Origin of the sequence: Acinetobacter haemolyticus, assembly GCF_900406815.1 — a bacterium.
Classification (GTDB): domain Bacteria; phylum Pseudomonadota; class Gammaproteobacteria; order Pseudomonadales; family Moraxellaceae; genus Acinetobacter; species Acinetobacter haemolyticus_A.
Window position 1 is genome coordinate 135,926 of record NZ_OVCN01000005.1, and the last position, 15,313, is coordinate 151,238.

Below are 15,313 nucleotides of genomic sequence, written 5' to 3' on the forward strand. Positions count from 1 at the left end.
TACTCAATCTAATTATTCTGTTTTTTTATAACATCCAATAAGGTAGAAGTAGATTTTAAAACCTCAGCATTTGTTTTAGCTTGTTCTTGTATTGAAATTGAATCTTCTTTTATAGATTCAAATAAGCTTTGACCAAAGTAACGTTTAGCTAAGTCAAAACGTATTTCATTTTGTTTATTTTCAGGCAAATGAATTAAGTATTCTGGCAATGCTTCAAGTTCCATATATGTTTGATGAGCTTGTTCTGAAATTCTTCGATAAAAACTGATTTGCTTAAAACAATAGGTAAAGAGAGTTGCAATTAAAACAAAAATCGTAAGTTTAATTGTGATGACATTAGATAGTTTTAATGCATCAAAAAAACTATGCGCAAATAGTTGTCCAAGAACTAAAGTAACCGATAAACATACAAGTAACATGATATAAAACTCATAGACTTCTACGATCCTCTTATAATCTTTATACTTTTTCTTATATATTTCTTTAGTTTTTCTGGATGACACCTCTCCTTTATAAAGATTTAGATCAGATATAAGACCATCTACTTCAGCATTCTTGGCCTTAAAGCTTGGGTTAATTTCTTTTTCAATCCTAGCGTCTAATCGGTTAAAAAGAGGTTGGCAAACTATAAAATACCCGTGGATTATCTTATAGTTCAAAAACAAAGCCTCTGACCCTTCGACTAGAAAATATAATCCTCCCTCTCCAAAATTAGGTAAATTTGCTTGAGGTACAACATGTGAATAACCTCTGAACACACTCAACAGATGCTCCAATTCTGATTGAATTGAATCAAGAAAAAAAATCTTTTGATCCATATTCCAGCTTTCAATCCTACTAAGGACAGCATTGCTAATATTTCTACTTTGATAAATGTGGCCACGCATTAATTTCACAACTTGAAATAGATCTATAGCTTTATTTATCTCTTTTTCCTCAAAAAATTCTTCTATAAGCTTTTCATCAGAAAAGGTTTCCAATGTTGAAATAATTTTTTCTAGATACTCATGGTATATATTTAATCTTTGAGTTATGTCTTGCATGTAAAATTGAAATTTTATGAAAGGTAATAGAAGTATAATATTTATCTAATCTCAAAATATATGCTAAAACAGGTGATCATTTTAAACTTATTAAAATTCCTATGAAAAAAACAGCCCTACTCCTTTCAGCATCATTCTTGAGCAGCTTCCCTTTACTCAGCCATGCAGAAACCAGCAAAACCCTGCCAGTCATTGAACAACAAAAACAAGTCTCTGGCTTTTACCAGCACCAAGTCGGTGACGTACAAATTACAGCTCTACTCGATGGCACTAACTTTATGTCACCAAGCTTGTTTAAAGATATTTCACCACAACAAGTTCAGGAAATCTTAAAAAAATACTATGCTGATCAAGACAAAGGTGTACAAACCTCGATTAATGCATTCCTCGTCAATACAGGCAAATCACTGGTTTTAGTCGATAGCGGTGCAGAAAGTTGCTTCGGTGCACATCTTGGTTCTATTTTGAAAAATCTCGTTGCTTCAGGATATAAACCTGAACAGGTCGATACGATTTTACTCACTCATTTACACCCAGATCATGTGTGTGGCATTAGTCAAAAAGGCACTGCCAATTTCCCAAATGCCACAGTTTATGTATCTGAGGATGAAGCTAAATATTGGTTAGATCCAAAACAAGTAGCAAAACTACCAAAAGACAAACAAGCCAACTACTTAGGTACAGTCGAAAAGATTAAAGAAGCTATTGCACCCTATCAAGCCAAGCAACGTTTTAAAACATTTAAGCTCGGTGATGAAATTCAAGGTTTTAAAGTCATTAACACGGCAGGACATACACCGGGGCACTACAGTTATGAGTTAAAAACTAAAGACCAAAGTGTAGTATTCATTGGCGATATTGTTCATTCTCATACCGTGCAATTTGATAAACCCGAAACTGCGATTGAATATGATATTGATCCGAAAAAAGCAGTACAAACCCGTTTAAAACAATTTGCTAATTTTGCAAAAAATGGCCAAACCATTGCTGCACCACATTTACCATTTCCGGGTATTGGGCATATTTACTCAGCAGATCAGAAAAGCTATCAATGGATTCCCGTACATTTTAAAGATTAATAACCATCAGCATGTGTTGCCCGTCAATGCATGCTTTTACCGAACTAAAACAAAAATTAAAATGACTTAAATTTACAACGGACAATAATGTCCGTTAAATGTAGCTAAATTTTCTATGAATCCCCAAAATGATCAAACGTCAGCAACGTGCGATTCAAAATCGTGATGAATTGCTCCATGCCGCAGAAGAGATTTTTCGAATCTATGGTGTGCATGTTCCTTTACAAACCATCATTGACCATGCAGGTGTAGGGCGAGCAACGTTTTATCGTAATTTTGCTGATCGTAAAGCATTGATTGTAGCTTTACTCGAACAAGCTATGACCAGACTCGAAGATCATGTGCAAGCTTTACTGGCTTTTGATGATGGCTTTCTTCGCTTAATCGAAAGCTATGTTGAACAAGTTCCCCATCTCATTGTTCTTATTGATTACTGGCGTATTATTGATCGTCATGACCCAATCATGTTAAACATTTATGCACGGCGTGATAAAGCATTACAACCACTAATTAACCAAGCCATACAACATAAACTGTGCCGTCCTGATCTTAGCCCACAAGATTTTTCTATGATTGTGGGAATCTTAGGTTCTTCATTTCAGGGACATACTGCCGCTGACCAAGTTCAGCTAGCCAAACGAGCAATAGAATTATTATTAAACGGCATTAAAATTTAGTTCGAGGATCATATGGATAAAAACCCTCGCTACCTTGAAACTCCACCAGATTGGTCTGCTGAAGAGCGTCCCACACTTCCGGGTTCGCCCGCAGCAATTGCCCATAGCATACCGAAACGTTTCGCTTATTTTTTTATTGGCTTGTTTATCTGTATTGCTGCCAGCTTAAGTAACGGCTTTGTGATTGCGAACTTACCTATTTTCCAAGGTGAGTATGGTTTAACCCCTTCTCAAGCGGCATGGCTCCCTGCGGCCTATGTGATGGCAAATGTCAGCGCCAATTTAATTTTATTTAAAGCACGTCAACAATACGGCCTACGTCTATTTTCTGAGATCGGTCTGCTGGTTTTTATTGGTGTATTGATTCTCCATCTCATCGTACAAACTTATGAAATGGCATTAATTGTCCGTTTTATTGCGGGTCTTGCGGCTGCGCCATTAAGTTCGCTTGGGATGTATTACACCATGCAGGCATTTGGTAAAGTTGATTTAGCAAAAGGTATTTATCTTGCATTTGGCTTTCAGCAACTCGGTCTACCGCTGGCATGGATGATTTCGCCCTTTCTATTAAGCGCTAATCAATGGGATGTGATTTATACCTTTGAACTGGGATTGGCCATTTGCTGCTTTGCCATGGTGGTTGCACTCAAATTACCTCGAAGTCTGCGTCTTGCTGTTTTTGAAAAGCAAGATTTCTTTACCTTTGCCTTACTGGCGCCAGGTTTTGCTTGCTTATGTATTGTTCTCACGCAAGGCCCTATTCTTTGGTGGTTTGATAGTCCTTGGCTGGCTTATGTGTTAATTATCGGCTTTTGCCTGATTGTCTTAGGTTTAACTTATGAGCATTATCGTGCCAATCCACTGATTATGACGCGCTGGCTTGCAACAAGCGACCTGCTAACGTTTATCTTTAGTGCATTTGCCTTACGCCTGTTGATGTCTGAGCAAAGCTATGCAGCTGTTAATTTTCTAAAAACCATGGGAATGGGACCTGATCAATTTGTTCCACTTTATAGCGTCATCTTTTGTGGAACTATTGCAGGTTCAGTCTTTAGTGCATTAACTTTTCATAAAGATCGCTTGATTTTGAATTTGTTTCTGGCGGAATTTCTAATTTTAGTCGCATGTATCTTAGATTATCACCTGACCAGTGATGTGCGCCCTGCAAACTTTTATCGAAGTCAGTTCCTTGTCAGTTTTGCTGGTGGCGTATTTATTGGTCCTTTATTGCTGATGGGATTTTTACGTACCTTACAACGTGGCCCACAATACGTAGTCACCTTTGTTGTGCTCTTTACAGCCACACAAAATTTTGGTGGTTTAGTCGGTTCCTCGTTTTTTAACACTTATCAACAACAGCATACTTATGATTATAAAGTCGAAATTAATAGCCATTTAAACCCCACTGACCCATCCATCGCCCAACGCATACAAAGTTATGAACATAGTGCCATGTTAAATACGACTGATCCTGTTTTGCAAAATAAACAAGCCATGCAGAACTTGAATAAAGTAGTGACCCGCGAAGCACAGGTTCGTGCCTATAACGATGTGATTGTACTCAATGGTATTTTCGCGATTATTCTCTTGTTGTGGGGCTTATTTAAATATACCCGTGAGAAATATAAAACGATAAAAAATAGATCCTTAACCAGCATTTCGAGTTAAACATTTGATTGAGAAAATATTATGGCAGAAGAAACCAAAGATAATCCCGCAGAACAGACTCAGGAAAGTCCAGCAACAAATGCTGAAGCATCACCTCAGTCTAACAGTGCAACCCAAGCTGCTGAGGTGCCACCACCTCCTCCGCCAGCAAGTAAATTGATTGAAACCAAGCGTTCAACCCTATGGTGGATGCTGTTGGTTTTATTGGTGGGTATTACCATCATCTTATGGGCATGGAAAATTGGCCCCTTTCATACAGCGATTGAGCAGACCGACAACAGTTATATCAAAGGGAAAACCACGATATTGTCCTCACAAATCAATGGTTATATCAAGGATGTACTGGTCAAAGATTTTGATCATGTAAAACAAGGTCAAGTGTTGATGCATATCGATGCAACAACCTATGATCAAAAAGTTACACAAGCGGTTTCAGGTGTAGAACAGGCTCAAAATAGCCTTGCCAATCAAACTCAAGCCATTGCACAGCGCCAAGCCGATGTCGTAGCGGCACAAGCCAAACTAGATCAGGTCAAAGCTCAATATGATTTATCACTGGCACAACTGAAACGTTATCAGCAATTGGGCAATAGCGGTGCAACATCCAAATCTGAGCAAGATAAGGCCTCAGCCGATGCGCAAAACAATCTTGCATTGCTCAAACAGGCTCAAGCCAATATTTTGGTGGCGCAAGAAGCTTTAAAAACAGCAGAAGTCGCGCAAGCTGGACTAAAAGCACAGGTTAATAGCGCGCAAGCACAATTGGATCAAGCCAATACCACCAAAGATTACAGTACCATTGTTGCACCACTGGACGGTCAATTGGGTGAAGTGAATCCTCGTGTTGGTCAATATGTTGCCGCAGGTTCACAATTACTTTATTTAATTCCACAACAAACATGGGTGATTGCGAACTTTAAAGAAACGCAGATTGCCAATATGAAAATAGGTCAGAAAGCTTCTTTCACTGTGGATGCCATGAAACATCAGAAATTTACAGGGCGTGTTGAACAAATCTCTCCAGCGGCTGGATCAGAATTCAGTGTATTGAAACCAGATAATGCAACAGGTAATTTCACAAAAGTGGTTCAACGAATCGCTGTTCGTATTGCGATTGATCCAGATCAGAAAGGTATCGAAAATTTACGTCCTGGCATGTCCGTGGTGACATCCGTGGATACTGATTCTTAAGCAATAATGACATTCTCAATCAAATCCATTTACAATGTGATCAAATCCATTTTTAACTCACCAAAATGTTTGATCACATTGCTTTTCCCACTCCCTATCAAACATTGGATCTGCCTTATCCAGTTCAACTGACGGTGAAACGACTTGACCTGATTCATCCTCAGATTTCAGGCAATAAATTTTTTAAACTGAAATACAACTTACACGCAGCCCATCAACAAGGGTATAAGCAAGTGCTCACTTTTGGTGGAGCTTACTCCAATCATATCGCAGCAACGGCGTATGCAGCACAATATTTTGGTTTTCAAAGTATAGGCATAATTCGAGGTGAAGAACTCGCGTCTCAAACATTAAATTCAACGCTACAAACAGCACAAGATTTTGGTATGCAATTGCATTTTATCAGTCGAGCTGAATATCGCTTACGCCATGAATTTGAATATTTACAACAATTAAAACAGCTTTATCCAAATACGTTGATTATCCCAGAAGGCGGAACAAATGAACTTGCAATACAAGGGACAAAAGAAATACTGACTGCTGAAGATCGAGAAAATTATGATGTTATTTGCTGTGCTGTGGGTACAGGTGGAACAATTGCAGGGATCATCGAAAGTAGTTCAGATCAGCAACAAGTTTTAGGCTTTTCGGCACTCAAAGGTGATTTTCTAAAATCAGAAATTCAACAATGGACCGATAAGCAAAATTGGCTTTTAACCGATACTTATTGTTGCGGTGGCTATGCCAAAACCACTCCTGAATTGCTGCAATTTATGCAGGACTTTGAGCAGAAATATGCAATCCCTTTAGAGCAGGTCTATACTGCTAAAATGATGATGGGAGTGTTTGATTTAATACAGCAATATCATTTTCTTAATGATACCCGTATTTTGACGATTCATACTGGTGGACTACAGGGAAAAACTCATCTCTAGCATTTTTTGATATCAAAAGTACCTTGTAGAAATTTTTCAATCTCCTTTAGATCTTTTGAATCAAAAGCTTTAGCATTAATCTTTACATATTGTTTATTTTTTAATGTGATTTTTAATGAATAGGTTGGTTCACCAGCTTTGATCCCAAAAGTATACTCTATTTTTTTTACTTCATTTTTATAGACTTTCTTTCTGATAAAAATATAATAGTGATAAACTAAAAAATCTTCATAAATATCAATATAAAATGTAAAAGGGGTAACAATCAACATAATTACACCTAGTAATATTATATATTCCCCATTCCCACCTAACTTATTAAAGTTTATTATAAAAAAACTAATTAAAAAAATAGTTGCAATCATAATAAATACAAACTTTATTCTTTTTCCACTACGAATTCTTTTTAATCTCATGTTTCACACCTAAATCTGATTGCCGAAAAAGACTTCGATATTCCCTTTGTCTTTTCCATATACAAAGCTCAAAGTTAAATTATCATTTTTTAATAAAAATGTTCATAGCTACCACCACTACCTGATAACAAAGATGAGTTATAACAATACTAAAGGAATTTAGAACAGCTTTTTAGAAGTTAAATATGGACTACTCTCCCTATAAACATACTCAAAAGGCTTTAAATCTTTTATAATTGCCCGCTTTTCGTTGATCGAGTAATGTCCATGGTTCATCAAGTTGATGTTGTTGTTTTAGGTGCTGGCGCATCTGGCTTGATGTTGGCTGCTGAAGCAGGTAAACGTGGACGTTCAGTTGTGGTCCTCGAAAAAGCCAATAAAGTGGGCAAAAAGATTTTGATGTCTGGTGGCGGTAAATGTAACTTTACCAATCTCGATGTAGAACCAGCAAATTATCTTTCAGAAAACCCGCATTTCGTGATCTCAGCACTTACCCGCTATACCAACTGGGATTTTATTGGTTTAGTCTGTGAATATGGCATTGAATACGAAGAGCGTAAACAAGGTCAGCTATTTACCTTAAAGGGATCAAAAGAAATCCTTGAACTGTTACTTGCAGAGTGTAATAAAGCGAAGCGTGTTCAAATCCAAACCCATTGCGAAGTTGAAAAAGTCAAAGTACAAACAGACTCGGGTTTTATTATTGAAACTAATCAAGGTATCTATCACTGCGAATCTCTAGTCGTTGCAACAGGTGGCTTATCAATTCCAACCTTAGGCGGTTCAGGTTTTGGTTATGAGCTTGCTAAACAATTTGGACATCATGTATTCCCGACCCGTGCAGGTCTTGTGCCCTTTACTTTTTCAGACCAATTCAAAGAAGTGACCACGCGTTTGAGCGGAAATGCTTTAGATGCCACACTCATGAATGAGCGACATCAATTTACTGAGGCATTATTATTTACCCATCGTGGCTTAAGTGGTCCAAGCTCATTACAACTTTCTAACTATTGGCATATAGGTGAAAGTTTTAAAATTGATTTCTTTCCAAGCCAAGATTTCAGTCAATTTTTCAAAGATAAGAAGAAATCACAACCCAAAGTTCTGCTCAGAACGTTACTCAATGAATTTACAGCCAAAAGTATTGTTCTGGAATTACAGCAACTCATTTGGGCGGAACAAAGTGAAATTGCGATTGGAAATATCAGCGACGCTCAACTCGAACACATCGCAACTCAACTGCATGCATTTATAGTTAAACCATCAGGAACGGAAGGCTATCGTACCGCAGAAGTCACGCTCGGTGGTGTAGACACAACCGAAATCTCCTCGAAAACGATGGAAAGTAAAAAACAAAAAGGCTTATATTTTATTGGCGAAGTCTTGGATGTTACAGGACATCTTGGGGGATACAACTTTCAATGGGCATGGTCGTCAGCACAAGCAGCAGCACAATTTGTATAGAATCCCCCACCTTTTAGCTTAAAAGCATGACATGGGCTAAATGCTGTTACTTCAACTCTCAGCAGAATCTATCGGTGTTCATTCACCTTGGTATCTTCTGAAGTTGATGTTTTCTGGTTGCTTGCATGTGGCTGTTGCTTTTCATTATTAGCTTTTGCAAATACAAATTTATACGCACTCGCTAAAAATCCAACTGTGATTCCAGCAATAATAATAGGTGCGAATACACGATTTGGCCTCTTCACTTCATTCTCCTATCAATTTTTTATTTTGAGACGACTGACATTAAGGGTTTGTTAATATTTTCCTCTCCTCTCTCTATGAGCGCTATCACTCTTAAGGTGCAATATAAACAGACCCTCTATATAGATGAATTGCTTTATAGGTCATTTTTTTGATTGAAAGCATTCATTACAGCGCAGAAATGTTCTTTTTCCCTTCTATTGTAACGACCAATAGCGTGGATATAAACAATTCGACCACCCTGTTAGAGTGGTCGAATTAACTGAAAAAATCAAAGATTATTTTTTCTATTCATCCGAATTTGGTGAAATTGGCGGTGTTGGATTCACCGGATTCACTGGATTTTGTGGTTCTGGATTGACAGGGTTTTGCGGCTCTGGACGCAAAGGATTTGGTTGTTTTGCTTCAGTCTTTGCCTTATCGAGCAAATCAGTCAGCAAACGTTCAGCAGGTTGACGACCGCCTAAACCAAATGCCAAGGCAAATGCGACTGCGACTGAACCTAAAGTTAAACCAAATGCCAAGTTTACAATCGAGTCAGCAATACCCATTGCTTTTAGACCCATTGCAATCACTAAGCCCATGATGAGGATACGTACTAAGTTGCCTAACCAACGAGAGCTATTGTACTCACCACGTTGTACGACGTTAGCAACCACATTTGCGAGCCAGAAACCGATGACGAGAATCACTGCACCTAACAAAATGCTTGCACCGAATTGGATAAACATCGCAATCAACACACTGACTTGCTCCAGTCCAAGTCGATCTGCAGCTTCAGAAACTGCAAAGAGCATTGTGAAGAATACGATCAGATATCCAATAATATCAGACACACGTGTTTGACCAAGGAAGCGCTGTAAATCCAGCTTCATTGGAACTTCATCAACACCAGCCCCAGAAATCAGTTCAGCGACTAATCGTCCAACAAAGCGAGAAACGACATAAGCTACGATTAAAATCAATGCTGCAGCAATGATTTGTGGTATAGCAAGCATAATGTCATTCAGCATCGCAGTGGCAGGTTGTGAAATAGCTTCTATGCCCAACGCTTCAAAAGCAACAATCAAACTAGTAATGATAATAATAGCAAAAACAAATGAACCTAAGAATCTAGAAACATTTGAATTTTTAAACAATCCAACTTTTTGTGCTTGTGCTTGTAAGCCAAGACTATTGCTCAAACCTTCCACGATACCGCGTACAATTTTTGCCAGAATATAACCAACAAAGATGATTACACCCGCAATAAATAGATTAGGTAAATACGAAATCGCATCATTTACCATATTCTGTACAGGGATCAACAAGCCAGTTAAGCCCAGAATCGAAAGCACAATCGGTAAGAATAGTAATAATACAAGCCAGTAAAAGATCTCACCTATATTACTACTCAGTGAGCTCACACCCACCTCACTGCTCAGCTTTTCATCCCATTCTGTTTTCGCAAGTACTTTGGTTAAACCTGCTTGCACTAAACGAGCAACGATCCAGCCTATGAAACCTACAGCAACCGCAGCCAATAGATTTGGTAAATAAGCGAGTACACGCCCCACCATATTACTAAATGGATCACTCACACCACTAATGTTGAGGATATTCAAGGCCCCGACAACCGCAAGGATCATCACAAACCAGAAAACAAGCTTGGATATTAGACTTTCAATATTTGAGTTCTGTCCTGTCGCGGAAGAGAGTCGATTATTGGTATCCAGCTTTTGTAGTAACTTCTTTACGCCAGCAGCAATGACCAACGCCACGATCCAACCGACTAGTAAAATGACGATTGCAGCTAAAATAGGCTGAAACTGATCCCAGTAGTACATGGCATCGAATCCTCCTCGTTGGGAGGGGGCTCTAAAAAAATCATTCATGTTGTTATCCTTATGTCATGTTTTTACATGTTGTACGATCCACTCATGATCACTCAGTGAGCAAGCAAATAATTTATGGATGCTTTCACCTTAGTTTTTGTCTATTTTCCAATCAATGAATCGCATCACTAATACAACAAAAAATCCGCAAAATATTGCAAAAAAGCCTATTGATTCACATCAACAGGCTTTTCCCATTATCAAACTTGGTCTATAAGAAACTGCTTATGCATTTAAAATTACCGACTGCAAATGTGACATAATCACTTGGGCAGTGGGTTTTGCCGAATGATCAGCAACCATAAATACAAGCAGTGCGATTAAAAAGATTCCCACAATAATCAAAATATAAACGGGTAATCTTCTCTTCTTGGTAATTTCTTCTTTACTCGCCACATGAGGCTGTGGCTTACTAAAATCATGCATGATAGCAGCCCTCATCCTTTTTACTGTTCAGCTTTATATTAACAATACGCAATGTTGCATTGTGTGAAGAAGATTCGGACTATCGTTGCCCTAGTTGCATAACTCTACTTTATATTTCAATATACTTTGTATAAAATATAGGCGCTTTAGCAATACTATAAAATAAGCTATAATACTTGCCCTCATTTCCACACTGTTCTGCTTTATGTCCTACAGTCAACAAAGCGTTTCTCTTGAATTGGACACTGATGTTAGCCATCAATGTTTTTTGCATCACACTCGTGATGAACATTTGATTGGTATTATTGAATTTAATAAGCCGAGCTACATTTTAAAATGGGGTGATCTTGAATATTTCCGTCGTCGTACCGATGAGTTTTCAGTCATGCCTTTACCTGACTGTATCAATGCCATGATTATTGATATTCGAAATGTGCAACCTTTTTTAGATAATGAAGTTCCAATTGTACCTTGGCGCTTACTTGAAGAAGACTGCCCAATCAGGCTTGTGGTACCGCAGGACCGTTTAGCCCATTATACAGGTGTGTTTGAACCGACATGGTTAAGCACTGACATCGATACCGCAATTCAAGAAATTCGTGAATTTATGGATATGCTTGTTCATTAACACATATCCTATTCAACTTATTTTTCTCGGTTGGTTACCAATAATTCTCAACCGCAATATTCCCCTCTCCACGACGATTCATGGTTAGCCCACGCTGTTTTAATGCTTCTTTGGTATCATCCACCATTTGCGGATTGCCACACAACATGACATGGCTAGTCGCTGGATCGAATGTCAATCCGACAGCTTTTTCTAGCTCACCATTGGCAATTAAAATCGGTAAACGGTCATGTAATTTGGCGTTTGGATCACGGGTAATAATAGGTACAAACTGAAATCCAGAATGACCTTCACCAAAGGTTGCTGCAATCTCCTGAATACGTTCAACATACGCCAATTCTGAAGCGGTACGAACACTATAAACGAGATTGATATGCTGATATTTATTCCACGTTTCAAAATCTTGCAACATCGATAAAAATGGTGCTAACCCCGTACCCGTAGCCAATAACCACAAATCTTTTGGTAATGGCTGCTGATAACGTGCAAGTGTTAAATAACCATAAGATATCTTTTCAAGATAGAGCTCATCACCTACTTTTAGATGCTGTAAGTTTGAGGTAAATGCGCCTTCAGGGACAACAATTGAAAAAAACTCCAAGGTTTCATCAAATGGCGATGACACAACTGAATAAGCACGAACCACCAATTCACCATCCACCATTAAACCAATACGCGCAAACTGACCTGCGGTAAATTTAAAATGGGCTGGACGGGTCATAGTAAAACTAAATAGAGTATTGGTCCAACGATGAACCAATAAAACTTTTTCTACGCTAAATTTTTCAATTGACATGATTTGAACGTGGCACGAAACAGTGTGCTCATGGTAGCATGATCTGATTATTTATAAATACTCTAGAGTCTGCTAAATATAGACTCTCAATACGTTAAGGCTTTTAACATGCGCATGACATTACGCCAATTGGCTGTTTTCGTGGCGGTCGCTCAAGAAGGAACTGTTACCAAAGCGAGCGATGCTGTCAGACTCACGCAAAGTGCGGCAAGTATGGCTTTAGCTGATTTAGAAGATGGTCTTGGAGCACCATTATTTGATCGCTTGGGTAAACGTCTACAACTCAATGATTTGGGTAGATTCTTACTTCCCCAAGCACTAGAAATTTTAGGTCGTTGTGAATCTTTTGAACAAGCGGCGAAAGGTGAATTGCAAAGTATTGATTTACGTTTAGGTGCAACCTTAACGATTAGTGACTATTTGATGCCTGATCTGATGGCTGATTTTTTACAGCTTCATCCTCAAGCTCATCTACAACTACAAGTTGGTAACACACGCCAAATGATCGAAGCCGTTAATCAATTTCAACTTGATTTAGCCTTAATTGAAGGTTCTTGTCACCTCCCGCAACTCCAATGTATCCATTGGCGCAATGATGAACTTGCTGTTTGTTGTGCGCCCGATCACCCTCTTGCACAGTTAAATCGTCCTATCACAGCAACCGATTTTCTAGATGTTGAATGGATCTTACGTGAAGAGGGTTCTGGTACCCGTGAAGTATTCGACAATGCAATTTTACAAGACCTACCTGATGCAAATATTCGCTTAACATTGGGCCACAATGAAGCGATTTTGAAAATTGTTGCGGGTGGTTTAGGGATGACCTGTGTGTCTAGATTAGCAATCGAACCGCTACAAGAGAAAGGACAATTAGTTATTCTCGATACGCCTTTTTGGGAGTTAACACGTCCACTTTATATGCTCGTGCATCGTCAAAAATATCAGGGGCCTGGTCTAAAGGCCTTTCTACAATTCTGTGAAGATCAGGTTTAATCCTGATCTTCTTTTTAATGGCGTGCAAATTGTCGTTCGCACGGAATACCATCTCCATCCCCATCCATTTGGGTATTGGGACAATTTCTTAAAAAGAATACAGCCTCCTCATAAGATCTCATTTGCGAACAATGAATTCGCCCATCACAACTAAATTGATTTTCCGAAGCAATCGGCTGTTGAATTGATACTACAGAGTTATGAGTGGAATTTAATGCATTCTCGGTTTTTTCAGAGAGCTTTACTTCAGGCAAATCTCCTATAGCTTGACGTTGAGCATCTATAATCCTTTTTTGCTCTTCAATCAATTGCCCGACCTTGAGTTGTTGAGATTGCTGATAAGATTGATATTTTTTAAACACCAGTCCTAGTAAAATTGCTATGATAATCATCGCAACTATTGTGTAAGTCAGCCCCTTTTTACCTTTTGTTTTTGAGTTACTTTGAGCAATATTTTTTACAGACATGTCAGGTTGAATCGCTTCATGAACTGGGCTAACAGCTTTCAGGTCTAGCCGCACGATATTTGTTGCTTTAAATTTACCTTTATCTTCAACAATTAAAAACTTAACTAACTCCCCGGTTTTTGGCTCACCACCTTTTTTAGGAAAATCTGTTATATGAAAAAAAATATCTGATCGTTCATGTTCTACCTCGATAAAACCAAAACCACGATCTGAATTATAATTTTTAATTTTCCCCGTAAGAAACATAAAACCGTCCTTTACTTTTATTCTTTTCTACAAAGAATAAGGGCTAAGCATAGCTTACCCTTACTCTAAACACCGAATTATTTAACGTCGAAAATTTGATAATAATTCGCTTGTAATCGCTTTATTATGATTCGCAATTTTAGTCTTCTTGGTTTTCGCAGGATTTGGATCAACACGCTCAATCTGAATCGCTTTAAATTTACCTTGATTTTCAACCACAGCAAATTTTACTTTTTCATTTCGTTTCGGCTCGCCTTCTGATGCCGGGAAATCTGAAATATGAAAAAAGACATCACCTTCAGTTGTACCAATAAAACCGAATCCTTTATCAGGATTATATTGTTTCACTTTTCCTTGATAGAAATCTTGTTTCATGACATTTACCCTACTTTACCAAGCCGTTGTCCATAGTATATAGAAAAAAAAAAGAGACTTTAGATCTCTCATACAATTTATGATGGATCATGTCTCTTTTTTATAATAATTTTAATTGTTAATCTTTTTGGACACTACCAAAAATCTTATCACCTGCATCCCCCAGCCCTGGGACAATATAACCGTCTTCATTAAGACCCTGGTCAATTGAAGCGGTATATAAACGCACATCAGGATGCGCAGCTTCAACCTTGGCAACTCCCTCAGGTGCAGCCACTAAAACCATCACACGAATATCTTTACAGCCACTTGCTTTCAAAACATCAATCGCAGCAATCAATGAATTGCCTGTTGCAAGCATAGGGTCGATAATCATTGCCAAACGGTTCGCCACATCTGGTACAAGTTTCTTGTAGTAAGTACGTACCTCTAGCGTTTCCTCATCGCGTTCTAAGCCCAGTACACTGACTTTAGCACTTGGAATCAGATTCAAAACACCTTCAAGCATACCAATGCCTGCACGTAAAATCGGAACAATGGTAATTTTCTTTCCAGCGATACGCTGTGTAGCAACTTTCCCTGCCCACCCATCAATTTCATGATCAACTACGGGCAAATCCTTTGTCGCCTCATAGGTCAATAACATTGTGACCTCTTGTGCCAATTCACGAAAGTTCTTGGTGCTAATGTCTGAACGACGTAATAAACCAAGTTTATGGCGAATAAGCGGATGACGAATTTCTTGGATCGACACGAGTAAGTACCTAGCTAATATAAATCTTCGACTATTAT

General features: G+C 38.4%; 17 protein-coding genes. 8 read left to right on the forward strand and 9 right to left on the reverse strand.

Translation table 11 applies throughout. The features are described 5' to 3' along the window. Nucleotides 1–8: 8 nt before the first annotated feature. Nucleotides 9–1,043 carry a hypothetical protein gene (locus tag DK207_RS05115; protein WP_109440237.1) on the reverse strand — a complete coding sequence of 345 codons (1,035 nt, stop codon included), beginning with the start codon at nt 1,041–1,043 and terminating at the stop codon, nt 9–11. Between the two features lie 101 nt (nt 1,044–1,144). On the opposite strand from DK207_RS05115, the gene DK207_RS05120 reads away from it, so the two are divergent. The 5 genes from DK207_RS05120 (at nt 1,145) to DK207_RS05140 (ending at nt 6,593) form a co-directional block, all read left to right on the forward strand. Next, nucleotides 1,145–2,122, forward strand: coding sequence for an MBL fold metallo-hydrolase (locus DK207_RS05120; RefSeq protein ID WP_109440238.1), 978 nt, complete (start codon nt 1,145–1,147; stop codon nt 2,120–2,122). A gap of 128 nt (nt 2,123–2,250) precedes the next feature. Next, nucleotides 2,251–2,799, forward strand: coding sequence for a TetR/AcrR family transcriptional regulator (locus DK207_RS05125; RefSeq protein ID WP_109440239.1), 549 nt, complete (start codon nt 2,251–2,253; stop codon nt 2,797–2,799). A 12-nt stretch (nt 2,800–2,811) separates the two neighbouring features. Next, nucleotides 2,812–4,467, forward strand: coding sequence for an MFS transporter (locus DK207_RS05130; RefSeq protein WP_109440240.1), 1,656 nt, complete (start codon nt 2,812–2,814; stop codon nt 4,465–4,467). Between the two features lie 21 nt (nt 4,468–4,488). Then, nucleotides 4,489–5,658 carry an HlyD family secretion protein gene (locus DK207_RS05135; protein ID WP_109440241.1) on the forward strand — a complete coding sequence of 390 codons (1,170 nt, stop codon included), beginning with the start codon at nt 4,489–4,491 and terminating at the stop codon, nt 5,656–5,658. 65 nt (nt 5,659–5,723) lie between these two features. Then, nucleotides 5,724–6,593 carry a 1-aminocyclopropane-1-carboxylate deaminase/D-cysteine desulfhydrase gene (locus DK207_RS05140; protein ID WP_109440242.1) on the forward strand — a complete coding sequence of 290 codons (870 nt, stop codon included), beginning with the start codon at nt 5,724–5,726 and terminating at the stop codon, nt 6,591–6,593. Here the strand turns inward: DK207_RS05140 and DK207_RS05145 are convergent. Beyond that, a complete protein-coding gene (locus DK207_RS05145) occupies nt 6,590–7,009 on the reverse strand; it encodes a hypothetical protein (protein ID WP_109440243.1) in 420 nt (139 codons plus the stop codon). The two genes, DK207_RS05140 and DK207_RS05145, sit on opposite strands and share 4 nt — an antisense overlap. A 261-nt stretch (nt 7,010–7,270) precedes the next feature. Between DK207_RS05145 and DK207_RS05150 the strand changes: the two genes are divergently transcribed. Continuing rightward, the gene (locus DK207_RS05150; protein ID WP_171293625.1) at nt 7,271–8,473 is read left to right on the forward strand and encodes an NAD(P)/FAD-dependent oxidoreductase; all 1,203 of its coding nucleotides are present in this window, start codon (nt 7,271–7,273) and stop codon (nt 8,471–8,473) included. A 68-nt stretch (nt 8,474–8,541) separates the two neighbouring features. Here the strand turns inward: DK207_RS05150 and DK207_RS15815 are convergent, their stop codons facing one another. The 3 genes from DK207_RS15815 to DK207_RS05160 form a co-directional block, all read right to left on the reverse strand. Next, a complete protein-coding gene (locus DK207_RS15815; protein ID WP_171293626.1) occupies nt 8,542–8,718 on the reverse strand; it encodes a hypothetical protein in 177 nt (58 codons plus the stop codon). 285 nt (nt 8,719–9,003) lie between these two features. Next, nucleotides 9,004–10,590: a mechanosensitive ion channel gene (locus tag DK207_RS05155; RefSeq protein ID WP_109440244.1), complete on the reverse strand. Its 1,587-nt coding sequence runs from the start codon at nt 10,588–10,590 to the stop codon at nt 9,004–9,006. Between the two features lie 225 nt (nt 10,591–10,815). Then, nucleotides 10,816–11,016: a hypothetical protein gene (locus tag DK207_RS05160; protein WP_005081354.1), complete on the reverse strand. Its 201-nt coding sequence runs from the start codon at nt 11,014–11,016 to the stop codon at nt 10,816–10,818. Nucleotides 11,017–11,221: 205 nt separating this feature from the next. On the opposite strand from DK207_RS05160, the gene DK207_RS05165 reads away from it, so the two are divergent. Then, a complete protein-coding gene (locus DK207_RS05165) occupies nt 11,222–11,644 on the forward strand; it encodes a hypothetical protein (RefSeq protein WP_005091558.1) in 423 nt (140 codons plus the stop codon). 34 nt (nt 11,645–11,678) lie between these two features. On the opposite strand, the gene DK207_RS05170 is transcribed toward DK207_RS05165, so the two are convergent. Next, nucleotides 11,679–12,440, reverse strand: a complete 762-nt coding sequence (locus DK207_RS05170) for a ferredoxin--NADP reductase (RefSeq protein ID WP_109440245.1) — start codon at nt 12,438–12,440, stop codon at nt 11,679–11,681. Between the two features lie 108 nt (nt 12,441–12,548). Here DK207_RS05170 and gigC point away from each other — a divergent pair, with 108 nt between their 5' ends. Next, nucleotides 12,549–13,433 carry a LysR family transcriptional regulator GigC gene (gigC, locus tag DK207_RS05175; protein WP_075316071.1) on the forward strand — a complete coding sequence of 295 codons (885 nt, stop codon included), beginning with the start codon at nt 12,549–12,551 and terminating at the stop codon, nt 13,431–13,433. Between the two features lie 14 nt (nt 13,434–13,447). Here the strand turns inward: gigC and DK207_RS05180 are convergent, their stop codons facing one another. The 3 genes from DK207_RS05180 to upp all read right to left on the reverse strand — a co-directional run bounded on the left by DK207_RS05180 (nt 13,448) and on the right by upp (nt 15,275). Then, nucleotides 13,448–14,146 (reverse strand): cold shock domain-containing protein, encoded by a 699-nt coding sequence (locus tag DK207_RS05180; RefSeq protein ID WP_109440246.1) that lies wholly within the window; start codon nt 14,144–14,146, stop codon nt 13,448–13,450. An 81-nt stretch (nt 14,147–14,227) separates the two neighbouring features. Further along, on the reverse strand, nt 14,228–14,521 hold the full coding sequence (locus DK207_RS05185; RefSeq protein ID WP_109440247.1) for a cold shock domain-containing protein: 294 nt from the start codon (nt 14,519–14,521) through the stop codon (nt 14,228–14,230). 118 nt (nt 14,522–14,639) lie between these two features. Continuing rightward, the gene (gene upp, locus DK207_RS05190) at nt 14,640–15,275 is read right to left on the reverse strand and encodes a uracil phosphoribosyltransferase (protein WP_109440248.1); all 636 of its coding nucleotides are present in this window, start codon (nt 15,273–15,275) and stop codon (nt 14,640–14,642) included. Nucleotides 15,276–15,313 lie beyond the last annotated feature (38 nt).